Source organism: Pantoea phytostimulans (assembly GCF_046118715.1).
Classification (GTDB): domain Bacteria; phylum Pseudomonadota; class Gammaproteobacteria; order Enterobacterales; family Enterobacteriaceae; genus Pantoea; species Pantoea phytostimulans.
On the sequence record NZ_CP173698.1, the window covers coordinates 265369 to 288450 of the forward strand.

The 23082-nt window shown below is 50.2% G+C and carries 24 protein-coding genes; 10 read left to right on the forward strand and 14 right to left on the reverse strand.

Annotation, left to right across the window (positions count from 1 at the left end; genetic code table 11):
• Positions 1 to 97: 97 nt before the first annotated feature.
• The gene (locus tag ACF2G4_RS01235; protein WP_409075377.1) at positions 98 to 1264 is read right to left on the reverse strand and encodes an iron-containing alcohol dehydrogenase; all 1167 of its coding nucleotides are present in this window, start codon (positions 1262 to 1264) and stop codon (positions 98 to 100) included.
• Between the two features lie 294 nt (positions 1265 to 1558).
• Between ACF2G4_RS01235 and gntT the strand changes: the two genes are divergently transcribed.
• On the forward strand, positions 1559 to 2875 hold the full coding sequence (gntT, locus tag ACF2G4_RS01240) for a gluconate transporter (protein ID WP_215847377.1): 1317 nt from the start codon (positions 1559 to 1561) through the stop codon (positions 2873 to 2875).
• Between the two features lie 39 nt (positions 2876 to 2914).
• Here the strand turns inward: gntT and ACF2G4_RS01245 are convergent, their stop codons facing one another.
• Together ACF2G4_RS01245 and ACF2G4_RS01250 are read right to left on the reverse strand one after the other, a co-directional pair.
• Positions 2915 to 3997: a malate/lactate/ureidoglycolate dehydrogenase gene (locus tag ACF2G4_RS01245; RefSeq protein ID WP_409075378.1), complete on the reverse strand. Its 1083-nt coding sequence runs from the start codon at positions 3995 to 3997 to the stop codon at positions 2915 to 2917.
• A gap of 125 nt (positions 3998 to 4122) precedes the next feature.
• A complete protein-coding gene (locus ACF2G4_RS01250; protein WP_215847375.1) occupies positions 4123 to 4368 on the reverse strand; it encodes a hypothetical protein in 246 nt (81 codons plus the stop codon).
• Positions 4369 to 5372: 1004 nt separating this feature from the next.
• On the opposite strand from ACF2G4_RS01250, the gene pagP reads away from it, so the two are divergent.
• From pagP to ACF2G4_RS01265, 3 genes are all read left to right on the forward strand, one after another.
• Complete coding sequence (gene pagP, locus ACF2G4_RS01255; protein ID WP_409075379.1) at positions 5373 to 5945, forward strand: lipid IV(A) palmitoyltransferase PagP; 573 nt, start codon at positions 5373 to 5375, stop codon at positions 5943 to 5945.
• A gap of 151 nt (positions 5946 to 6096) precedes the next feature.
• The gene (cspE, locus tag ACF2G4_RS01260; protein ID WP_006118399.1) at positions 6097 to 6306 is read left to right on the forward strand and encodes a transcription antiterminator/RNA stability regulator CspE; all 210 of its coding nucleotides are present in this window, start codon (positions 6097 to 6099) and stop codon (positions 6304 to 6306) included.
• Positions 6307 to 6634: 328 nt separating this feature from the next.
• A complete protein-coding gene (locus ACF2G4_RS01265) occupies positions 6635 to 7066 on the forward strand; it encodes a GNAT family N-acetyltransferase (protein WP_215847374.1) in 432 nt (143 codons plus the stop codon).
• Here ACF2G4_RS01265 and ACF2G4_RS01270 read toward each other — a convergent pair.
• Positions 7044 to 8399 carry a PLP-dependent aminotransferase family protein gene (locus ACF2G4_RS01270; RefSeq protein WP_409075380.1) on the reverse strand — a complete coding sequence of 452 codons (1356 nt, stop codon included), beginning with the start codon at positions 8397 to 8399 and terminating at the stop codon, positions 7044 to 7046. The genes ACF2G4_RS01265 and ACF2G4_RS01270 overlap by 23 nt on opposite strands.
• A 130-nt stretch (positions 8400 to 8529) precedes the next feature.
• On the opposite strand from ACF2G4_RS01270, the gene ACF2G4_RS01275 reads away from it, so the two are divergent.
• The 6 genes from ACF2G4_RS01275 to tatE all read left to right on the forward strand — a co-directional run bounded on the left by ACF2G4_RS01275 (position 8530) and on the right by tatE (position 13252).
• Positions 8530 to 9495, forward strand: a complete 966-nt coding sequence (locus ACF2G4_RS01275) for a nitrate ABC transporter substrate-binding protein (protein WP_409075381.1) — start codon at positions 8530 to 8532, stop codon at positions 9493 to 9495.
• A 2-nt stretch (positions 9496 to 9497) separates the two neighbouring features.
• Positions 9498 to 10292, forward strand: a complete 795-nt coding sequence (locus ACF2G4_RS01280; RefSeq protein ID WP_215848320.1) for a deaminated glutathione amidase — start codon at positions 9498 to 9500, stop codon at positions 10290 to 10292.
• 17 nt (positions 10293 to 10309) lie between these two features.
• On the forward strand, positions 10310 to 11197 hold the full coding sequence (locus tag ACF2G4_RS01285) for an ABC transporter substrate-binding protein (RefSeq protein WP_409075382.1): 888 nt from the start codon (positions 10310 to 10312) through the stop codon (positions 11195 to 11197).
• A complete protein-coding gene (locus ACF2G4_RS01290) occupies positions 11194 to 12147 on the forward strand; it encodes an amino acid ABC transporter permease (protein ID WP_409075383.1) in 954 nt (317 codons plus the stop codon). The genes ACF2G4_RS01285 and ACF2G4_RS01290 overlap by 4 nt, the downstream gene beginning before the upstream one ends.
• A complete protein-coding gene (locus ACF2G4_RS01295) occupies positions 12144 to 12914 on the forward strand; it encodes an amino acid ABC transporter ATP-binding protein (RefSeq protein WP_243078354.1) in 771 nt (256 codons plus the stop codon). The genes ACF2G4_RS01290 and ACF2G4_RS01295 overlap by 4 nt, the downstream gene beginning before the upstream one ends.
• A 134-nt stretch (positions 12915 to 13048) precedes the next feature.
• Complete coding sequence (gene tatE / locus ACF2G4_RS01300) at positions 13049 to 13252, forward strand: twin-arginine translocase subunit TatE (protein WP_215847369.1); 204 nt, start codon at positions 13049 to 13051, stop codon at positions 13250 to 13252.
• An 84-nt stretch (positions 13253 to 13336) separates the two neighbouring features.
• Here the strand turns inward: tatE and ACF2G4_RS01305 are convergent, their stop codons facing one another.
• From ACF2G4_RS01305 to rsfS, 10 genes are all read right to left on the reverse strand, one after another.
• Entirely contained in the window at positions 13337 to 14344 is a 1008-nt protein-coding gene (locus ACF2G4_RS01305) for a hypothetical protein (protein ID WP_409075384.1), read from the reverse strand.
• 137 nt (positions 14345 to 14481) lie between these two features.
• Positions 14482 to 15447: a lipoyl synthase gene (gene lipA, locus ACF2G4_RS01310; protein ID WP_215847367.1), complete on the reverse strand. Its 966-nt coding sequence runs from the start codon at positions 15445 to 15447 to the stop codon at positions 14482 to 14484.
• 168 nt (positions 15448 to 15615) lie between these two features.
• Positions 15616 to 16275, reverse strand: coding sequence for a lipoyl(octanoyl) transferase LipB (gene lipB, locus ACF2G4_RS01315; protein ID WP_409075385.1), 660 nt, complete (start codon positions 16273 to 16275; stop codon positions 15616 to 15618).
• A gap of 81 nt (positions 16276 to 16356) precedes the next feature.
• Positions 16357 to 16620, reverse strand: coding sequence for a DUF493 family protein YbeD (ybeD, locus tag ACF2G4_RS01320; protein WP_215847365.1), 264 nt, complete (start codon positions 16618 to 16620; stop codon positions 16357 to 16359).
• Positions 16621 to 16718: 98 nt separating this feature from the next.
• Positions 16719 to 17930 (reverse strand): D-alanyl-D-alanine carboxypeptidase DacA, encoded by a 1212-nt coding sequence (gene dacA / locus ACF2G4_RS01325; protein ID WP_243078351.1) that lies wholly within the window; start codon positions 17928 to 17930, stop codon positions 16719 to 16721.
• Between the two features lie 127 nt (positions 17931 to 18057).
• A complete protein-coding gene (gene rlpA, locus ACF2G4_RS01330; RefSeq protein WP_409075386.1) occupies positions 18058 to 19146 on the reverse strand; it encodes an endolytic peptidoglycan transglycosylase RlpA in 1089 nt (362 codons plus the stop codon).
• A 10-nt stretch (positions 19147 to 19156) separates the two neighbouring features.
• On the reverse strand, positions 19157 to 20269 hold the full coding sequence (gene mrdB / locus ACF2G4_RS01335) for a peptidoglycan glycosyltransferase MrdB (RefSeq protein WP_215848319.1): 1113 nt from the start codon (positions 20267 to 20269) through the stop codon (positions 19157 to 19159).
• Between the two features lie 8 nt (positions 20270 to 20277).
• Entirely contained in the window at positions 20278 to 22182 is a 1905-nt protein-coding gene (gene mrdA, locus ACF2G4_RS01340; RefSeq protein ID WP_409075387.1) for a peptidoglycan DD-transpeptidase MrdA, read from the reverse strand.
• A gap of 34 nt (positions 22183 to 22216) precedes the next feature.
• Entirely contained in the window at positions 22217 to 22687 is a 471-nt protein-coding gene (gene rlmH, locus ACF2G4_RS01345; RefSeq protein ID WP_215847363.1) for a 23S rRNA (pseudouridine(1915)-N(3))-methyltransferase RlmH, read from the reverse strand.
• A gap of 3 nt (positions 22688 to 22690) precedes the next feature.
• Positions 22691 to 23008 (reverse strand): ribosome silencing factor, encoded by a 318-nt coding sequence (rsfS, locus tag ACF2G4_RS01350; RefSeq protein ID WP_215847362.1) that lies wholly within the window; start codon positions 23006 to 23008, stop codon positions 22691 to 22693.
• Between the last annotated feature and the right edge of the window lie 74 nt (positions 23009 to 23082).

The following is a 23082-nucleotide window of genomic DNA, read 5'->3' on the forward strand; positions in this document are numbered from 1 at the left end:
TAACGCGCGGATTGCCGGACAATATTCAGGCGCCAGGTGATGAAGCTGGCGCAGGTGAGTTCAGTATTTAAAAGGGTGGATTATCACCGAGCAACATTCAAGCCTGCCCAGCTTTGCTTAAAAGCATCGGCCATGCCTGCACAATCATGGATCGCATCTCATCTTTGCTGTAATCCACAAAGGAATTTTTGCTGTTGGCGCGCGCCAAAATCCACTCTACCTCCTGATGCGTTAGTGCAGGGCCATCTTGCCAAAATGGTGTGATCGCCTGCTGCTGCAGCCAGTTTTTCATGTAACGCGCCGGAGAGTCCGTGGTTTCACTAAACAGCTGAGCATGAAGCGCTGTCATTAACTGTTGCTGCTCAATGTGGTGGCTTTCTGCCAAAACCTCAAGAAACGGAAACAGCAGCCGCCCACAAACTTCGCCATGATGAAAAGGCTTGAGTGCACCCAGCTCGCCGGCGATACCGTGAATCACACCTAAACCGGCGCTGCTCAAGCTAACACCGCCTAACCATGAAGACATCATCATCGCTTCACGCGCTTTATCACCTTCTGCATCGTCACGATTTAATTGGGGCCACGCTTGAACAAACTGCTTTAAGCCCGTTAACGCCAGCTGGCGGGTAAACAGATTCCCTTTATTTGATAAATACGCTTCAAACAGATGGGTAAAGGCGTCAATGCCGCAAGTTGCCAGGACTTTATCGGGGGCATTTTTTAACAGATCGGGATCGAGAATCGCAACCTGAGGCACAAAGACCGGATGGCGCAGTGAGGCTTTCACCTGAATATCGTGTTGATCGGTCACGACCGCATTCTGCGTCACTTCGCTGCCGGTTCCGGCTGTAGTCGGCACCGCAATCATCGGCAAGGTAACTGGCTGAACGGCGCTGTCGCCGACTTTCTCTAAATAACGCGCCGTCGGCAGCGGATGCTGCATCATCGCACTAAATGCCTTAGCGGCATCAAGCACGCTGCCGCCCCCGATGGCTACAACGCGATCGACATGACCACGCCAACGTGTGACCCAGGCATCAATATCAGCGGGCGACGCTTCATTTCGCACAATTTCATAGCCGATGATGTGATCGTTCAACGTTGACTTTAGCCGGGCATAAGCTGGGCTTTGCAGAAATGATTGACCACAAAACAGCAGGGTCGGCTGCTGCTGTAGCGCTAACAGCGGCATCAGTTTATCAATGCTTCCACGGCCAAACAGAGTTCGTTGATTGCTATACAGCTCACTCAAATTCTCACTCACCTGCGCATCCTTTTAAGTTTTCGCTAAGATTTGAGTGTAACTAAAAGCGCGCCGCTGGCCTCTGCAAACTTTCTGATAACGCGTTGGCAAAAAGTTGATCACCTTCGCAAAACAGAAATTCACTATCGAGAGGGTGATGCTTTCATCGCGATGTTACCCTTAACATGTTATCGGTAACAGCGTTTGTCGAGGTGTTAAAACATCTTACAGACGTTAAGTTCTGTCACCCTTTGGGGACCACGATAACAAACCAGCACTGAGCCAGCTCGTCAGTGCGCATGGTGGAGAAAAATTATGCCATTACTTTACGTGGCGATCGGCGTTGCGTTACTGCTACTGCTTATGATCCGCTTCAAACTCAATGGTTTCATCGCGCTGATTCTGGTAGCGCTGGCGGTCGGTGTGATGCAGGGCATGCCGGTCAATAAAGTTATTACTTCAATTAAAACCGGTGTGGGCGGAACACTGGGCAGTTTGGCGCTGATCATGGGTTTTGGTGCCATGCTCGGTAAACTGCTGGCCGACTGTGGTGGCGCCCAGCGCATTGCGACGACGTTGATTAAGAAATTTGGCGTCAAGTATATTCAATGGGCGCTGGTGCTGACCGGTTTCACTGTGGGTTTTGCGCTGTTTTACGAAGTTGGTTTCGTCCTGATGTTGCCGTTGGTGTTCAGTGTTGCCGCATCGGCGCGTGTGCCGCTGCTGTACGTCGGTGTGCCAATGGCTGCTGCACTTTCTGTTACGCACGGCTTTTTGCCTCCACACCCTGGCCCAACCGCTATCGCGACCCTGTTTGACGCTGACATGGGTAAAACGTTGCTGTTCGGCACCTTGTTGGGGATCCCAACCGTTATTCTGGCGGGGCCGGTGTATGCGCGCTTCCTGAAGAAAATTGATAAACCCATCCCAGAAAGCTTTTACAACCCTAAAACCTTTACTGAAGCGGAGATGCCAAGTTTTGGCGTGAGCGTTTGGACTGCGCTGATTCCAGTGGTGTTGATGGCTTTGCGTGCGGTGGCGGAAATGCTACTGCCAAAAGGGCATGTACTGCTGCCTTACGCCGAATTCTTCGGCGATCCGGTCATGGCAACGCTGATCGCAGTATTGATCGCTATCTTCACCTTCGGCCTGAACCGCGGTCGTAGCATGGAAGAGGTGATGGATACGCTGACAGATTCGATCAAAATCATCGCAATGATGCTGTTGATCATCGGCGGCGGCGGGGCATTCAAGCAGGTATTGGTGGACAGCGGCGTAGATAAATATATCGCCAACATGATGAACCAAACCAACCTGTCACCTATTTTCATGGCCTGGTCGATTGCTGCGGTGTTACGTATTGCGTTGGGTTCTGCCACCGTGGCGGCAATTACTGCTGGCGGGATTGTGGCACCCTTGATTGTTAGCAGTGGCGCCAGCCCGGAGCTTATGGTGATTGCCGTCGGTTCCGGTAGCGTGATCTTCTCGCACGTAAACGACCCAGGATTCTGGCTGTTTAAAGAGTATTTTAACCTGACGATTGGCGAAACGATTCGTTCATGGTCAGCGCTGGAAACCATTATCTCCGTATGTGGTTTGATCGGCTGCTTACTGCTCTCCTACGCCCTATAAGCAAACACCGCCGTGACAACGTGTCGCGGCGGTTTTACTTTATACCGCCAACAAACGGAACGCGTTTAGCTCTTCATCTGGCATGCCAGCCTGTGCCGCTGCCTGACATATCTGCTGCCAGCTGGTGGCATCTAACGGAATGCCTAAACGATCGCGCGCTTCGCGATTCGCTTCTTCCCATTCACCTGGCACCTGAATATCCTCATCACCACTTTTCGGCGAGCGTTTTACCCATTCGATAAAAGCTTCGGCTTCTTCTTGCATCGCTGGCGCGTCAAAAGCAGCAGGATCAAGGATGATGGTGGTCATGCAGTTGAAGATGGCGTCACTGTTGCTCTGCACTGTGGCATCGTGAGTGGTGCGCCCACCCGATAACGCGCCACCGAGAATCTCGCACATTGTCGCTAATGCGTAACCCTTATGCAGGCCAAAAGGCAGTAAAGAGCCAAACGGCTGTTGATGCATTACGCCTGGTTGCGTAGTGGCATGACCTTGGTGATCAATCAGATAACCTGGCGCGACCTCAATGCCTTTATTCCAGGCAACCCGCGTTTTGCCATAAGCAATACCGCTGGTAGCGAAATCAAGCAGCAGCGGTTTAGCATTTTGTCTTGGAAAAATGGCGCAAAATGGGTTAGTACCAAAACGGCGATCGCTGCCACCAAAGGGTGCCACCATGGGATCGCCCATAACGTTAACGAAGTGGAACGAGACCAAACCCGCTGCTGCACACTGTTCTGCCCAGTGACCAATACGACCAATATGATGTGAATGATGTAAACCGACTGCGGCAATCCCTAATTTCTGAGCACGTTCAATGCCCAATTTCATTGCTTCCCAAGCGGCAACCTGACCAAAGCCCTGATTGGCATGCAGCGTCAACACCGCACCAGCGTCTTTGGTCAGCGTTGGGCGCTGATTAAGCTGCAAATGACCTTGTGCCAACGACGCCATGTAGCTGGGGATCATACCTACGCCGTGGGAGTCGTGTCCTGCCAGGTTCGCAGCAACTAAATGATCGGCAACCAAGCCAGCTTCTTCTGTTGTGCTGCCGGCATAAAGCCAAATCGCCTGAACAAACTGATGTAATCGACTGGCATTAATACGATGCAATTGACTCACGCTAATCTCCTTTTTATGAAGGGTTTTCATCCTGCAGTGAAAGGTAGGCCAGCGGCAAGTGTTGGTTAGATATCAAGGGGTTTTTTAAGAGCAGGGCCGCAAAATGCGGCCCAAAGTTTTGAGGATTAATGGGGTTGTTCGAAACCGGCTTTCACCATCTGTTCGCGCAGTGCACGCGCTATTTCGCGGTTACCACCCGTGACAGGATAAATCACGTTATTTACCACATCGTCTAAATAGGGTTCATCAAACTCTTGCAAGGTAAGTTGAGTACCGCCTTCATCATTGATAGCGAAAGAACCCTTGATGTGATCGCCGCTATTTTTAGCCTTAAGACTATAGCGACCCATGCTGGTATTAATCGTGCTCATAAGATCTCCTTGTTACTGATTTCAAATTCATCACAATTCTGGCCTGCCTTTGCCGCTTAAATTTTAGCTGGCCCTGCTTCGCTAAACGAAGCGGTGTCCCAGAAATAATGATTATCTTGCGACCTGTCTCGCAGAAAAAAAATGGACACTAAGCGGCTTAACGGGGCAGAGTTGGTCTTTGAGAGCGAAGCAGCAAAGGTAAAATTTTCACCTATACTGTTTACAGGAAAGGCTTTTTTATTAGGTAAGGGAGAGGAAAATGAAAATAATTTTGTGGGTCATCGCCATCATTTTTATCGTTGGGCTGTTAACGCTGACAGGGGTGTTCAAACTCATTTTCTAATAAAGCGGGCACCTTACCGGGTGCCCGAATTTCCTCTCAATTGCCTGAATCTCTGTTTTGACGTACGGGTGAACAGGGCGAGAGGGGGCTGTTACGCGTTACAGGTAACAAATCTTTTACCGCAAGGTGTTTCTTACAGTATGCACAGCAGGCGCCGTGGAAAGGTTTTAAACTTGCTTTGCAATCAATAAAGGTAAATTTTGCGCTGCCACATGCAGTGCAGCGAATTTTCATCACCATGGCATCTTCGCCTCCTTCCTGGAATTGAATAAGACCAATCTTATCAAAAACACATCAAAAATAGTTAAGATTTTCTAATTTATAACACGTTGCGATCATTTCTTTTAGCGCATTGAATCTAAGAATATTTTCCTGTTTTGTAGCTGTTTTTTGAGCAATTCAGGCTCCGCAAAAATCCTTTTCATTGATAAGGATCATGTTTTTTAGCTGTTTGCGGATAATCTCGCCATCAATGGCCTGTTTTCGCATTTAATGTGACCAGAGGCGAAAGTTGCTGGCGGTGCCTCACCTCTTTCTGCGGCACAATTTCTTAAAATCGACTTCATGTTTATCTCCAGTTTGGAGCGCCTCATTAAGATGCCCGCTTGGCTTCAACACTGGGTTTAGAACTCGCCATTTAAAAAATCGGCAGGAAAAAGCAGTGAACAGGTATTGTCTTCACGTGATCTGGCCTCTTGTTCCAGCACTCATGCTCTCATTCTCACTTCAGGCCGCAACGTTGCTTCAGGGAGTGCAGTCAGGTTGGGAAACCTTAAATCATAATGTGCAACAGACCTGGCAGCAGCCAGACAGCGTGGATGTCTATGTGCCAGCGATAACCTGGCATAACCGCTGGACCTACGATGAGGAACATATTGATCGCTATAACGAACATCCATGGGGCGCGGGTGGCGGCGTTTCTCGTTATGACGAAAAGGGGAACTGGCATGGCCTGTATCTCATGGCCTTTAAGGATTCTTTCAATAAATGGGAGCCGATCGGTGGATACGGTTGGGAAGCGACCTGGCGACCGTTAGAAAATCAGTCATTCCACTGGGGCGTAGGTTTTACTGTGGGAGCCACAGCGCGAGAAAACTGGAATTACTTCCCCGTTCCTGTGCTATTACCCTTGGGTTCAATAGGTTATGGCGCATTGAGTTTTCAAATGACTTACATTCCGGGTACTTATAACAATGGAAATGTCTATTTTGCCTGGCTACGTTGGGCATTTTAGGCAAGCGAAAGAAACATAAAGTGTGACGCATCTAAAGAATGTCGATATTTATCACTTTTCCATCAATTCAAGCTGGACAAATCTCTCTGCAATTGCTGTACTAGACGCCGACACAGTTTAGTGTCCATTTTTCATGTAAAGGTAATATTAGATGTCTAAGATCAAAGGTAACGTTAAGTGGTTTAATGAATCTAAAGGATTCGGTTTCATTACTCCTGAAGATGGCAGCAAAGATGTATTCGTACACTTCTCTGCAATCCAGAGCAACGGCTTCAAAACTCTGGCTGAAGGTCAGCGCGTTGAGTTTGAAATCACCGACGGCGCGAAAGGCCCATCTGCTGCTAACGTTATCAGTCTGTAAGTTAACAGTCAGAATTCTAAAAACCCGCCAATTGGCGGGTTTTTTTATGCCTGCCATTCCTCAATTGCCACGCTTTGATATTCCTGTAGCCCTCCAGCCCACCACCGTAGCAATGCCCGATCTTGGTGACTGATTCACTCTTTTTCCACGAACCGGCATCAGGTGCGCTGAAGATGCAAATTTAATGGCTTGCAGATGACGGCGCACATTCTGCGGTGTCAGTCACAAATAGTTCTCGTAACATAATCATAACAAGCGTTACTTGCAGATTTTTCATTCTCAACGCTATATAACAGAACGACAGGAATTACCCTATTCAGGAGAGAGAATGAATATACGTCAGGCACAGGCAAAGGACAGTTTCGCATTGAGCGCGTTGTTAGCGGAGCTAGGCTACGGCGGAACGGAGAGTTTTATTGACCAGCGCCTTGCTCAGCTCATCACGCATCCGAATGAAATGCTTTTAGTTGCAGAGCATGGCACGCAGGTGCTGGGCTTTTTGTCGATGCATTTTATTCCACAGCTGGCGTTGGCCGGTGATTTTGCGCGTATCAGTTATTTCTGCATTGCTGAAGGTGAGCGCAGTAAAGGTGTCGGTCAGCAGCTTATTCAGCACGCTGAAGCCATGGCATCACAACGCGGTTGCGACCGCATGGAAGTGCATTGTCACGTATCACGGCTAAAAGCTAATCAGTTTTATGCGCGAGAAGGCTACGAAGAATCGCCGAGTTATCATGTCAAAGGTTTACGCCCAAACTGATTTCATGTCCGGCAGCAATCACCAGCGCATTGGCGATCATTTCCAACTGTTGCTCGTTCATACAGGCAATACTGACGCGAATAAACTGCGTGTTGCCCAAGCGGCAGCGTTCGCCTGGCAGCACAGCGATACCGCGTGCCGCCAAGGTGATCATCGCAAATTGTTCTGAGAGTACGGGAATATAAATACTCAATCCATCCCGCGCTTCAAGTACTAATCCACGATTCGCTAAAGCCAGCAAGAGTTTCTCCCGCCGTTGGCGGTAAGTTTCCCGGGCGACGTTAATGTGCTGTTGAGTCGCCGCGTCCTCCAGCATCCACGCAACGGCATCCTGCAAAATACGGCTGGTCCAACTAACGCCAAAATTACGCCAGGCCTGAATGCGTTTGACCATATTTGATGTAGCAGAAAGCACCGCCAACCTTAAATCTGGCCCATACGCTTTGGAGAATGAGCGTACGTGTATCGTGCGGTCGGGAAAAACTTCCCCCAGGCTCCAAGCAGATTCCACGGAAAGATCGCCAATGCCGTCATCTTCGATAATCAGCGTCGAGCTGGTTGCTAATACATCTGCCAACGCCTGACGACGCCCGCGGCTGATATTGTGCCCTGTCGCTGAATGCGTGCGCGGTTGATAAATCACCATCACCGGCGACTTCTCTAGCAATGTTGTTAGCACCTCTGGCAACGGGCCTTCGCTGTCACAAGCAAGAGGCAGGATTTCAGCGCCAACGTTGTCGAGCATATCCAGCAAGCGTGTCGCTGTCGGATCCTCAATGATGACCCGATCGCCAGGCGAAACCAGCGTTTGCACCACTAAATTCATCGCATCAAAACCACCATCGGTCGCTAAATAAGCTTCTGCCGGATAAGGCCAGCGAGGTTGAATCGCGCTGAGCAACTGCGGCGAAATGGCTTCACGATAGTAGCTGTTGAGCTGTGGAGAGTTAAGTGCCGCCTGTAAAGCGGACGATAAATCAGGCAGCAAAGCGGTATCAGGCGACGCCATTGCCAGGTCAGCTTGAATGTTATCGCCATAGTTACCAATTTTCTCAAAGCGAATAGGGCGAGGCGTTACGTTATTTCCACTCACCCAAACGCCACTTCGGCCTTTACCTGCCAGCACTTTCTGCTTCTTTAACTGCGCCCAGGCAGCTGAAACGGTTGCTGGGCTTACGCCTAACACTTCCGCTAAGTCGCGTACCGACGGCATCTGCATGCCAATCGCAATTTGGCCGTCACGTATTAGTGTGGAGGCAGCCAGCGCAATGCCTTTTACGGAAGCATCATTAATTTGGCTACTTAGCCAGTAAAGATCTACGGTTTGCGTCATAAGAAAATAATTTGTTCAGTAACAAAGAAAAGATTGTTCAGGATAGTGTTCCAGATCTAGTATCAAATTCAAGCACTATTTGGTGATTAAATCATCGCAGCTCAACTGCATTGGCAGAGACGGGGAAAAAATGGAAAGGCTTACCATCAGACTAGCGGTACGTGACTGGGACTATTTTACGCCGCTGGCACTTGGCGACATCAAGCCGGAAGGCTTTGATTTAAAAATTGACCGCGTCGGGACGCTGGTGAATGACATTGCAACCAGCCCCGATTACGACGCAGGCGAAGTCTCCTTTAGCCGTTACGCGCAAGGCCGGGCGAAAGGTGATCACTCGCTGCTTGGCCTGCCGCACTTTTTGATGCGTGGCTTTCGCCAGCGCTGCATTATCACCACCACCGCAAGTCCGCTCACTTCGCCAGCCCAGCTAAAAGGAAAGAGAATTGGTGTTACGGGTTGGCAAGATTCAGGTAACACCTGGACGCGCACAGTGCTGCGTGAAGCGGGAGTGGAAATTGATGATGCTTATTGGTTTGCCGGTCGATTAACTGCCGACCATCCGATTGTTGACCGTTTGGCAGGATTTGGCCGTCCGGGCCGTATCGAACCTGCGCCAGAAGAGCGCCCACTGATTGAGTTGCTGAAAGCGGGTGAGCTGGATGCTGTGTTTACTCCCTTCATGCCAGAAGGTTTTTTCCTGGCGGGATCGGGCTTACGTCAACTGCAAACCGATTTTTATCAGGCCGAGCTTGATTACTTTAATCGTGTTGGATATGTGCCAGGCATCCATATTTTGGCAATGAAACCCGCGCTGGCGGAGCAGCATCCTTGGCTGCCTCAGGCGTTGAGTGACCTCATTACCCGTTCCTATCACGTCTGGATGCAAAAGCGCGAAAAGTATGCCGACACCACGCCGTGGTTACTGGACGATTTGCGACGTACCGCGCAGGAATTGCCAGCCAACTGGAATGAAAACGGTTTTACCGTTAACAAGAAGATGATCACGGACTTTGCCAATGAGCTGTATCAACAAGGTCTGACCAAAACATTGCTGACGCCGGAGCTTCTATTCCCGGTGGCAGGTAAGGGGGAATGATGATGAAAGTCGCGATGGGGCAATTTGCCGTTAGCCGTGAATGGCAGGATAACGCGGATATATGCCTTGATTTAATGAGCCGGTCCTTAGCGGGTGGCGCGCATCTACTGGTACTGCCTGAAGGCGTATTGGCGCGTGATATCGCCGATCCCGATTTAGTTCTGAAAGCTGCGCAGCCGCTGGATGGTCCATTTTTAACCCAACTCTTGGCAGCCAGTAAAGGTAACGACCTCACCACGATGATGAGTGTCCATGTGCCAACGCAAGAGCAAAAGGCGCTCAACGTCCTGATCGCCATTCGCAATGGTGAAATCATTGCTGCTTACGAAAAGCTGCATCTTTATGACGCCTTTGCCATGCAAGAATCACAGCGCGTTAATCCCGGCCATGTCATTCCACCCTTAGTCGAGGTGGCGGGTATGAAGGTGGGATTAATGACCTGTTATGACGTGCGTTTCCCGGAGCTGGCGCGCCGTCTGGTGCTGGATGGTGCCGATGTGCTGGTGCTGCCTGCCGCCTGGGTCAAAGGGCCGCTGAAAGAGATGCACTGGGAATTACTCACTACTGCGCGGGCACTGGAAAACACCTGCTACATGGTCGCGGTGGGAGAATGTGGACCACGCAATATTGGCAATAGCCTGGTGATTGATCCGCTCGGCGTCGCGATTGCAAAAGCGCCGGAATCCACCGCGTTGGTGTTTGCCGATCTCGATCCGCAGCGGATCGCGTACGCTCGCAGCGTTTTACCGGTCCTTGAAAACCGTCGTTTTGCACGACCCGAATTAAAAACACACTGACAGCATTGGGGAAGATAATGAAAAAGATAGCAACCGCACTCACGCTGGCTTTAGGTATGACTGCAACTTTAGCCCATGCTGCTGATGCCATTGCGGCACAAAAAGTGGATCAGGCACTGCACGATCGCCTGCCAGAAGAGATCAAAACAGCCGGGAAAATGATTTCAGTTAACAACGGATCCTTTCCTCCCTATGAAATCGTCAATGGCCCACACTCAATGGATGGCGCATCCGCTGACTTAACCACAGCGCTCAGCCAGCTGCTGGGCGTTAAAATTGAACATGCAACGGTCAGTGGTTTATCAGGCGTATTGGCTGGGATTAATTCGGGACGCTATCAGTTAGCAATCGGTCCGGTAGGCGATTATCCAGACCGCCAGCAAAAGGTCGACTTTATCGATTACGTGCAAGAGTTTGTGGTTTTTGGCGTTCAAAAAGGCAATCCGTCAAAAATTAATAGTCTGGACGACACCTGCGGCAAGCGGATTGCGGTTATGGCTGCCGGCTCTGCCGAACAGGTTATTCGTAAGCAATCTGCCGCTTGTACCGCTGCCGGTAAACCGGCGGTCACTGTGCAATCCTTTACCGACCAACCCTCATCTATTTTGGCGGTACGTTCTAAGCGCTCTGATGCCTTTTTCTCTTCACAAGCGCCGCTGACTTATTTTGTTGAACAGGCTAATGGTCAGCTTGAACTCGCAGGCACAGGTCAGAAAAATGGTTTTGGCGATATCTTCCAGGGCACCGTTGTGCCGAAAAACTCTCAACTGGGTAAAGTTGTACTGGATGGTTACAAAGCGCTGTATCAAAACGGCACTTATGCAGCAATCATGAAAAAGTGGAAGTTGGACGGCAACATGATTACTGAACCGGGCGTTAATCTGGCGAAAGGGGCGGCTAAATGAGTTTACACACCAACGATTCACGAGCCATGGACAAGGCCAACGTGCAACAGCGCGATGTGGCTTTTGCCCACAGTGCGCCCTCATATGGACGCTGGGTCTCCTGGATTGTGGTGCTGGTTATTGGCTCGAACCTGATGTGGCTGGTAGTGACCAATCCCAATTTCGAATGGAAAGTGGTGCTGCAATGGTTCACGGAAGGCACAGTATTGAAAGGGTTGCAGGTGACGCTCGGACTCACGGTGGTGTCGATGATTCTCGGCACCCTGTTGGGTTTAATTCTGGCGGTCTGGCGTTTGTCAGAGAATAAATTACTGAGCGGTCTTTCCGGTCTCTATATCTGGTTCTTCCGGGGTACGCCGCTGTTGGTGCAACTCATTTTTTGGTACAACCTGTCGACGCTGTTCCCGACCTTATCGATTACTGTGCCCTGGACCGACATCACTTTTGCCAGCTGGAATACCAATGATCTCATCACACCGCTGACGGCAGCAATTGCGGGACTGGCGTTGAATGAAGCGGCTTATATGGCGGAAGTGATTCGTGCTGGCCTGCTCTCGGTCGACAACGGTCAGGTAGAAACCACTCAGGCCTTTGGGATGAGTCGAGCGCGTGCACTGCGCCGCATTATTATTCCACAGGCGATGCGTTCCATCATTCCACCTACTGGCAACCAGCTCATCAGTATGATCAAAGCCACTTCGTTGGTGAGCGTTATCGCGATGGGCGATTTGCTTTATTCCGTGCAGGCCGTCTACAACCGCACCTTCGAAATTATTCCAATGCTGATGGTGGCGGTAATTTGGTATCTGCTCATCACCTCAATTCTCAATGTGGGACAGTCCGCGATTGAACGCTACTACGCGCGTGGTACGAAACGCGTGGCGGTTACGGCCAAACGTGCCGCTACGCCATTTACCAATACGTCATTGGTGCGTAAGGAGGACGTATGAAAACAGCTGAACCTTTAGTCAGCGCGCGAAACGTGCAGAAAAGTTATGGCGACAATGAAGTGCTCAAAGGCATCGACCTTGATGTCTATCCCGGTGAAGTGGTGGTTATTCTTGGCCCATCAGGGTCGGGGAAATCTACTTTTTTACGCTGCATTAATCATCTGGAAGATATGAACGGCGGCTCGATTATGGTCGGCGATCAGCAGATTGGTTATGAGCTAAAACGCAGCGTGTTACATCGTTTGTCACCGCGAAAAATTGCCCAGCAACGGCAGAAAATTGGCATGGTGTTTCAGCAGTTCAATCTCTACCCCCATATGACAGTGCTGCAAAACATCATTGAAGCGCCGATTGGTGTGCATAAATTTCCCCGTCAGGCAGCGTTAGCGCATGCTAAAGAGCTGCTGGCAACGGTGGGGTTGAGCGACAAAGCGGATGCCTGGCCGCGACACCTTTCTGGTGGACAGCAACAGCGTGTCGCGATTGCTCGCGCATTAGCGATTAAGCCGACCTTAATGCTATTTGATGAACCGACTTCGGCGCTGGATCCTGAATTAGTGGGTGAAGTGCTGGCCACAATGCGCACGCTGGCCGATCAAGGCTTAACCATGATTGTGGTCACGCACGAAATTGGTTTTGCACGCGAAGCAGCCGATCGTGTGGTGTTCATGGATGGTGGGGTGGTGGTAGAGCAAGGAACGCCGGATGAGGTCATTGCGAATCCGCAGCATCCACGAACGCAGGCTTTTTTAAGTCGTTTTATTTAAGCGTTTATGATTAGGGTAGATTCAATCGATTTCGCGCAAAGCGATCTTACTCTGTTACAGATTGCAGTTGAGGTGATTGAGAAACTGCGCCTAAATAAGATTCACCGTTTTTCGCTAAGGTTTAAAAGTTAATTATGGAAGGTATCAGTATTGCCAAACTGCTGATCATCGGTGCGCTTATCGTACTGCTCTTTGGCACCAATAAGTTACGTTCACTGGGTGGCGATCTGGGATCCGCAATCAAAGGCTTCAAAAAAGCCATGAAAGATGATGACTCCAGCGCAACTAAGAACACAGCTGAAGAAATTCCAGCAGAACGCGTATCACATAAAGAGTAAATCAACGTCAGTTGACAATAAATGTTACTTTTTATTTCTGATGGAAGAGAGAAAACCAGACTTAATCAGTCTGGTTTTTGTTTTTTAATGCAGGCTGACCACTGAGTTGAGTTCGAGATCAACGTCAACAGGCCTAACCCAATCCCAGGCAAAACCGGTCTCACTTAGCGTTAGCGATAGCGTGTCGACAATCTCCGAAAGATCAATTTCCAAATCCTCAACGGGTAATGTAAATCCCTGCTCGATCTCAGATTGCAGTAAAATAAATTCATCTTCTGGAATTAATAAATCTTCAGAAAACAGGGCGGTTCCCGCTTCAAACATGTATTGACCGCTCACCGGCGCAAGCGTTGATGTTGAGCTCTGCAGTGCGTTTAGTTGATATAATCCTTCTCCCCAATTTTCAGGTTGCTCGGAAATCCAGTGAACTTGTGCATCTGTTACGGTACTTCCCTCCAATATGCTGTTGAGAAAGATGTCCATTAATGCATCAGCTTCTGAACTGCCATCAAACGTCAGGTTTGGCTGTGTTATCTCATCATCAGATTGATCCTTCGCATTATCCTTAACTGTTTGCTGATAACGTTCTGTGTTTTGTATCGGATGACTGTAGACATCGCTTAGCGGTGTGGGGACTTCCAGCAAACTGGACCCGATGAGGTTAAGCGTTTCAGGCTCAAAAGCAGCAAGCGACGAATGAGGCTCAATTTCAGCAGCTGAGCAACTCTTCCATTCTGACTGTGAAACTGATGCTGCTGAATTTGATAAGGCATGGGCGTTGACGAATTCAGCGGTAGGATAAAGTGATGAAGGGAGTGTCGTCGCAACAGGCGCTAATTGAGAGATCTGCGTCTTGAGGCTTAGCTCAACAGCATAGCGCTGTTCAATATGAAGCGCAGTCGCCAGCGCGGCCATGCCGCAACTCGCGTGAGCCGTAAGGTTTGGGTTAGTTGTGTTAACAGGCGCCGTTCGAATTTTTATGGCATCAAGATTTTCGTCTGAACCGCCAGACAACATATCGCTAGCCTGGTGATCAGTATCGTCCGGTATGAACCAATCGGGAAACGCTGAAGTGGTGGAAAGGGGTTCCATAATCTGACCTATAAAAACAGCTGAGGATTAAAATGACAAAATGGCTTATAGCCTCAGCGGATAAAGCGACAGATTAGTTGAAGAGATTAAGGGCAGGGGATAATCAGGCCGTACCAGGTGGCACGACCTGTATAGCGTTACTTAACTTCCAGGCCTTTAGCCTGCATATCGGCATGATAAGAAGAACGAACAAAAGGACCACAGGCGGCATGCGTAAAGCCCATCGCCATCGCTTCTTCTTTCATCTCATCAAATTCTGCCGGGCTGACATAACGTTGAACCGGCAAATGGTGACGACTTGGCTGCAAATATTGACCCAGCGTAAGCATAGTCACGCCATGGCGACGTAAATCGCGCATCACTTCCACGATTTCAGCGTTGGTCTCGCCTAAACCGACCATCAACCCTGATTTGGTCGGAACAGATGGATGCGCTTCTTTAAAACGCTCCAGCAGTTTGAGCGACCAGTCGTAGTTAGCGCCAGGACGCACCTGACGGTAAACGCGCGGTACGTTTTCCAGATTGTGGTTAAATACATCTGGCGGCGTAGCAGTCAGAATTTCCAGCGCACGATCCATACGGCCACGGAAGTCAGGCACCAGGGTTTCGATTTTGATGGTAGGACTTTTTTCACGAATTGCGCTGATGCAATCGGCAAAATGTTGAGCGCCACCATCACGCAAATCGTCGCGGTCAACGGAAGTGATCACCACATAACGCAGCGCCATGTCAGCAATGGTTTGTGCCAGCTTACCGGGTTCATTAGCATCAGGCGCGTTAGGGCGGCCATGAGCAACGTCGCAGAATGGGCAGCGGCGGGTACAGATGGCACCAAGGATCATAAAGGTTGCCGTACCGTGGTTAAAACATTCGGCGAGGTTAGGGCATGACGCCTCTTCGCAGACCGAGTGTAAACCGTTTTTACGCATTGCCGCTTTAATGCCCTGGATACGACTGGAATCCGCAGGCAACTTGATTTTCATCCATTCCGGCTTACGCAACATCTCTTGCCGTTCGGTGGTCACAGTCTTAACTGGGATCAACGCCATTTTATCTGCGTCACGATATTTGACGCCGCGTTCCATCTGAATTGGTTTACTCATAAAATCTGCAGGTTCCGGTCGGATTGCGATTTGAAAGCTTTCTCACACATCGAGAAGGGCGCTTTCAACTTTATTTGAAAAAAGTGCAAAAATTATATCATCTGATTGGCCGGGAAGCAGCCATCCTGAGCGTTGAAACGTTACATATTTGTAAATACGCATTCACAGTTAACGCATTACTGAGTTTGGCTCAGTCTGCCACTCAACGTTTTCATAATTCAACAGGCGGGCAAATGCCGCTACCAGCAAAGGCTGAACCTCGATAACGCTTACGTCACGATTAAAATGTTGCAGTTGCGTCATGCTCATTCCTGCATAACCACAAGGATTGATACGCAAAAAAGGCGATAAATCCATGGCGACATTAAGCGCCAAACCGTGGAATGAGCAGCCTTTGCGAATGCGTAAACCCAGCGAGCAGATTTTTTCATCACCAACATAGACGCCAGGTGCATCGGCGCGCGCGCGCGCTTCAACGCCAAAGTGCATGAGTGTTGCAATCACCGTTTCTTCCAGAGCCGTAACCAGTTGGCGGACGCCAATTTTGCGTCGCTTGATGTCAATTAGCACATACATTACCTGTTGGCCGGGGCCGTGATAGGTGACCTGACCGCCGCGATCGCTTTGTACTACAGGAATATCGCCTGGCATTAAAACATGTTCCGCTTTGCCTGCCTGACCTTGCGTGAAAACCGGATCATGCTCCACCAGCCAAATCTCGTCGCGGCTGCTGCCGTCACGTTGATCGGTATAGTGATGCATAGCTTCAGAAGTGGATTGCCAGTTGCAAAGACCTAACTGGCGAACAAGAAGAGTTTCGACTGACAAAACGCGGGTCCGCTAAAGGGGGAAAGGCTGAGTATAACGTCGGCAAACAGTAAGACCAACTCCCTTTGCCGACGTTATCATTTACAGCACCATACGAACGATTTCGATCTTGCCCAGCTCTTCGTACAGCTTTTCCACCTGCTCAATGTGCGTGGCGGTAATAGTAATATTGACGGAGTGATAGTTGCCCTTGCTGCTCGGCTTCACTTCGGGAGAATAGTCGCCGGGCGCATGGCGCTGCACCACTTCAACCACTTGATCAACCAGCTCCGGTTGTGCCAAGCCCATTACTTTATAGGTAAATGGGGTAGGGAATTCGAGCAGTTCATTCAGTTTGGTTTTCATATTGACTCCGGTGCATAAAAAAGGCTCCCGCCTGAGCGGGAGCATCATAATAACGTGATATGGGGGCGCTGTGGCGACTTTTCAATCGCCCGCAGAGATTAGCCGAACCAGTGATGGAACATCAGTTTGATGTAGTCGACGATACGGCTGAAGAATCCACCTTCAGTGATTTCGTTTAACACCACCAGCGGGCGCTGATCGATGGTTTTACCGTCCAGCTGGAAGTTAATGCTACCCACAACTTGGTTTTTCTGCAGCGGTGCGTGCAGCTCAGTATTGTTCAGCACATAGCTGGCTTTCAGATCTTTCATCCGTCCACGTGGAATGGTCAGGTAGGCATCTTTATCTACGCCCAGCTGAACACGATCGCTGTTACCAAACCACACCGGCTCGGAAGCAAACTCTTTACCTGCTTTCAGTGGCGCGACGGTTTCAAAGAAACGGAAGCCCCATGTCAGCAACTTTTTGCTTTCGGTTTCACGACCTTTATAGGTATGCCCACCCATTACGGCAGAGATCAAACGCATCTGGCCTTCGGTAGCAGAAGCGACAAGGTTATAGCCCGCTGCGTTGGTATGACCGGTTTTGATCCCATCAACATTCAGGTTAGTGTCCCAAAGCAGACCATTACGGTTCATCTGACGGATATTGTTGAAGGTAAATTCTTTTTCTTTATAAACCGCGTATTCATCTGGCACATCGCGGATCAGTGCTTGACCAATCTTCGCCATATCGCGTGCTGAACTGTATTGACCTTCCGCATCCAAACCGTGAACCGTCTGGAAATGGGTGTTTGTCAGGCCAATGGCTTTTACGTAGTTGTTCATCAGGTTAACGAACGCATCCTGGCTGCCGGCAACGTAATCGGCCATCGCCACACAAGCATCGTTACCTGATTGCAGCACAATGCCGCGCGTCAGCTGTGAAACTGGAACACGATCGCCAGGCTTCAGGAACATCAACGAAGAGCCTTTAAACACGGGGTTACCGGTTGCCCAGGCATCCTGACCCACAGTAACAATATCGTCCTGATGGATTTTGCCAGATTTAACCGCTTGTCCAATCACATAGCTGGTCATCATTTTGGTCAGACTGGCGGGATCGCGACGCGCATCAGCATTTTTTTCGGCCAACACCTTACCTGAATGGTAATCGATGAGCACATAAGCTTCGGCATCAATGTCCGGTACGCCCGGAATCATAGTCTTGAGATTAACATCATCAGCAATAGCGGCATGGCTGAGAGAGAAAGCGATCAGTGATCCCACTGTCAGGCGTTTCAGCAAACGAGATGATTTCAGCGTGTTCATGTATAGGACTACAACATCCGTGGTTTTAAGGTTTAAAAAGATAACTCATCATAACAAATGCCTGATTTACAGGCATCTGGCTTAATGAATGGGTTGTTAGCAGACGTTACGACTAAGGTGATTTACATCACATTTCGTGACGCGCGCTGGTAATGAACGACGTAATTTGTGCCTCGGTATTTAGTCGCTGTTGTAACGCGGCTGCTTCAGCGCGGGTTTTAAACCCGCCAAGTTGCACACGATAAACGTTGCCTGAAGCTTCAACGGCGCCGGGCACACCAAAGCGCTGGCTTAAGCTTTTTTGCATTTGCTGCGCCCGAGCGGGATCGTTTAATGCACCGACTTGTACAACATAGCCGACCACCGGATGCGCGCTGTTACTGGATGAGGCAGGGCTGGCAGCAGATGCTGCGGCAGCGGTCGCGATTACTGGAGCGGGCTGCGGCTCGCTGCCCTCCAGTACGCCATTGGCTAGCGGTTGAGGGGCGCCAAGAAAGCCGCTGCTTTGAACCGGTGCGCCCATATTATCGCTGCTTTGCAATGTGCTGTTGCTGATAGCCTCAACGTTTTGCGGAGCGGGTTCTGATTGCGCTGCGCTGCCGCCGTTCATCACCGATCCGCCGCTCAAATCAGGGCGAGCCGGAAGGGAGTAGCTTTGCTTAGCAACAACGGTACCGATGGTACCGGGTCCCGAAAGGGTGCCATCTGGTGCCACGTTAATGTAGTCAACGCGTACGCGAGAATTGTTGGAAATGTTGAGGCGGTCTCCTGCGGCACGCGACAAGTCAATAACGCGGCCTGGCGTATAGGGACCACGATCGTTAACGCGTACCACGATTTGACGACCATTGGCGATATTGGTTACACGAACATAGCTTGGCAGCGGCAGGGTTGGATGGGCTGCCGTTAAGGCATCAGGATCGTAGCTTTCGCCCGTTGCCGTGCGGTTGCCTTTTGCTTCATCACCGTACCAGGCCGCTATACCAATCTCGCTGAAATTCTGAGGATTTTGGTTGATGCGGTAGGTTTTACCATTGACGCTGTAATCCTGGTTGGTGCCGGGATTGACGGGCTCATAACGCGGTTCCACGCCAGGAATTTCAACCACCGGGCCATTATAAGCCGGTTGCGGCGGCGCACTGTTTTGCGGTTCCGGGGTGGAACAGGCAGCCAAAATCATTGATGCCAGTGCAACGCCAAGCCAATCCTTACGCATCTGCAGCCTCTTAAACACTTTTAGATAACATTTTTCGGTGAGTATGGATCGACATCACAATGCCGAATCCCGCCATAAGTACGATCAGCGCAGAGCCGCCATAACTGACCAACGGCAACGGAACGCCAACCACCGGTAAGATACCACTAACCATGCCAATGTTAACGAAAACATAAACGAATAAAATCAGCATTAAACCACCCGCCATCACGCGGCCAAACGTGGTTTGCGCACGTGCTGCGATAATCAAACCGCGCATGATCAACAACAAATAAAGCGCCAGCAAAGCCAGCACGCCAACAAGGCCTAATTCTTCTGCCAGCACCGCAAAGATGAAGTCAGTATGACGTTCGGGTAAAAATTCGAGTTGTGATTGCGTACCTTCCAGCCAGCCTTTGCCACGCAGGCCACCAGAACCAATGGCGATTTTGGACTGGATTATATGATAGCCGGCTCCCAGCGGGTCACTCTCGGGATCAAGCAGCATCATCACGCGGTCGCGCTGATAGTCATGCATCAGGAAGAACCACAAAATAGGTATGAAAGCAGCCACCAGCAATACTGCGACACCAATTAATTTCCAGCTCATACCGGATAAGAACAGAACAAATAAACCTGATGCCGCCACCAGAATTGAGGTGCCAAGGTCAGGCTGCGCCGCGACCAATAGCGTAGGCACAAAGATTAGAATCAAGGCGATGCCGGTATTTTTCAGTGTAGGCGGGCAGACGTCGCGGTTGATAAAACGCGCCACCATCAGCGGTACAGCAATTTTAGCGATTTCCGAGGGCTGAAAACGCACCACGCCAAGATCCAGCCAGCGTTGCGCACCTTTACTGATTTGACCAAAAGCATCGACTGCTATCAGTAAGATGACGCAAATAATATAGAGATAAGGCGCCCAGCCTTCATAAACTCGCGGTGGAACCTGCGCCAGGACGATCATGATTACCAGGCCCATGACAATCTGGCCAATTTTACGCTCCATCATGCCAGGATCTTGCCCGCTGGCACTCCAGATAACGATGGCGCTGTAGGTCAGCAGACCTAAAATAACTAACATAAACAATGGATCGATATGGATACGCGTCCAGATCGATCTTTTTTGCGGACTATCGTTCATGGACATGATTATTCACCTTCATAGCCGGGCGGCGTGGGCGCTGCGTCGGGCAGGACAGTATTGTTATCACCTAACATAATGTGATCCAGAATCTGGCGCATCACGGTACCGACCGCCGGGCCAGCGCCGCCGTTTTCCAGAATGATCGTCACGGCAACACGTGGTTTGTCGTAGGGTGCAAAGGCTGTCATCAATTTGTGATCACGTAAGCGTTCGGCAATTTTATGCGCGTTATACGTTTCGTTCTCTTTCAAACCGAACACCTGCGCCGTACCTGATTTGGCTGCGATTTTGTAAGGTGCATCCGCGAAGCTTTTGTGTGCAGTACCGTTTGGGCGATTGGCAACGCCATACATGCCGTCTTTAGCAATTTCCCAATAACCCGAATGGATATCGCCAATAGGGGCCGAGGGTGCCTGACGGTAAGGCACAATCGTACGGCCTTCGCGTGTGGCGCGCAGCATATGCGGCACTTTAATCTCGCCATCGTTAATCAGGATCATCATCGCTTTATTCATCTGCAAGGGCGTGGCCGTCCAGTATCCCTGACCAATACCAACAGGAATGGTATCGCCTTGATACCACGGTTTTTTAAAGCGCTTCTGTTTCCATTCGCGCGTCGGCATGTTGCCCGCGCTTTCCTGTGGAAGGTCAATACCGGTGCGATGGCCATAACCAAACTTATTCATCCATTCGGAAAGGCGGTCAATACCCATGTCATAAGCGACCTGATAGAAAAAGGTATCGGCGGATTCTTCCAACGATTTGGTCACATTGAGGCGGCCATGTCCCCATTTTTTCCAGTCGCGATAACGCTTTTCAGAACCGGGAAGTTGCCACCAACCTGGATCGAACAGGCTGGTATTACGATTGATCACACCAGCACTTAAGGCAGAGACGGCGACATAGGGTTTAACGGTTGACGCTGGCGGGTAAGCCGCTTGTATCGCACGGTTGTAGAGCGGACGGTTTTCATCGGCCAACAAGGCGCGATAATCTTTTGACGAGATGCCATCAACAAACAGGTTCGGGTCATAGCTTGGTGTTGATACCATCGCCAATATTTCACCGGTACGCGGATCGCTAACCACGACCGCCGCGCGGCTTCCCGCCAGCAGCGTTTCAATATACTGCTGCAGTTTAAGATCGATGGTGAGATAGATGTCGCGGCCCGCCTGTGGCGACTCCTCATGCAGCTGACGAATCACGCGGCCGCGGTTGTTTACTTCAACTTCTTCATAACCTGTCTTGCCGTGCAGCAGATCTTCATAGAAGTTTTCGATGCCCAACTTGCCGATATCATGGGTCGCTGCGTAGTTTGGCCATTTACCTTCTTTATCAAGGCGAGCGACATCGCGATCGTTGATCTTCGACACGTAACCCACAACGTGCGTCAGCGTCTGACCAAAAGGATAGTAGCGACGTTGGTAGCCTTTGACTTCGACGCCGGGAAAGCGATATTGATTAACCGCAAAGCGGGCAACCTGAATATCATTCAGGCCGGTTTTAACCGGAATTGAGGTAAAGCGTCGTGAGCGCTTGCGCTCTTTTTCAAAGGCTTCAAGATCTTCGTCGCTGAGATCGAGCACCGGACGTAATTTTTCTAACGTCTGTTTAAGATCATCGACCTTTTCTGGTACTAACTCAGCCTGATAAATAGTGCGGTTCGACGCCAGCGGCGTACCGTTGCGGTCATAGATGATGCCGCGACTGGGCGCAACCGGCACCAGTTTGATGCGGTTTTCGTTTGAGCGGGTACGGTAATCGTCGAAACGTAAAATCTGCAGGTGGTACAGGTTGACCACCAGCACGGAGGAAAGCACTAAAATACCGACGAAAGCGATCAACGCCCGGCGGACAAAGAGTTTCTGTTCGGCGCTATAATCGCGAAAGGCGTTGCTTTGTAATTTCATCCGCTACTTGTAAGGTCTGATGTGGGCTTATCGGTCATTCACGATGATAAGGGTGATTTGCCGTAATGCTCCATGCACGATAAAGACTTTCAGCGACCAGCACGCGCACCAGCGGATGGGGTAGCGTTAATGCTGAAAGCGACCAACTCTGCTCGGCCGCAGCTTTGCAGGCGGGCGCTAAACCTTCCGGGCCGCCAATCAGCAGGCTGACATCACGTCCATCCTGCTTCCAGCGCTCCAGCTGCTGCGCTAATTGTGGCGTTTCCCACGGATGTCCGGGGATATCCAGCGTAACAATTCGATTGCCTTTGCCGACCGCCGCCAACATCGCTTCACCTTCTTTTTCAAGAATGCGTTTGATGTCAGCATTTTTCCCACGCTTACCCGCCTGAACCTCAATCAATTCCAGCGGCATATCTTTGGGAAAGCGACGCAGATATTCCATGAAACCGGTCTGCACCCAGTCGGGCATTTTGGTGCCAACGGCAACGAGCTGCAGTTTCACGCGTTAGCTCCAGAGTTTTTCCAGTTCATACAACTGGCGACTCTCTTCCTGCATGATGTGCACAATAACTTCACCCAGATCAACAATGACCCAATCGGAAGCATTTTTACCTTCAACCGACAGCGGCGCCATACCCGCTGCGCGAGATTCCTGCGCTACGTGCTCGGCAATCGAAGAGACATGACGTGTCGAGGTGCCGGTGCAGATAATCATGCAATCGGTGATGCTGGATTTACCTTGCACATCAAGTGCAATGATGTCCTGGCCTTTAATATCATCGATTTTATCGATAACGAACTCTTGGAGTGCTTTACCTTGCAAAAGGTTCCCCTCAAAACTGGTGATGGTGGACCGGCTGAAAGCCCGGATAGTGCTCAGAATAAATGATGCACAGA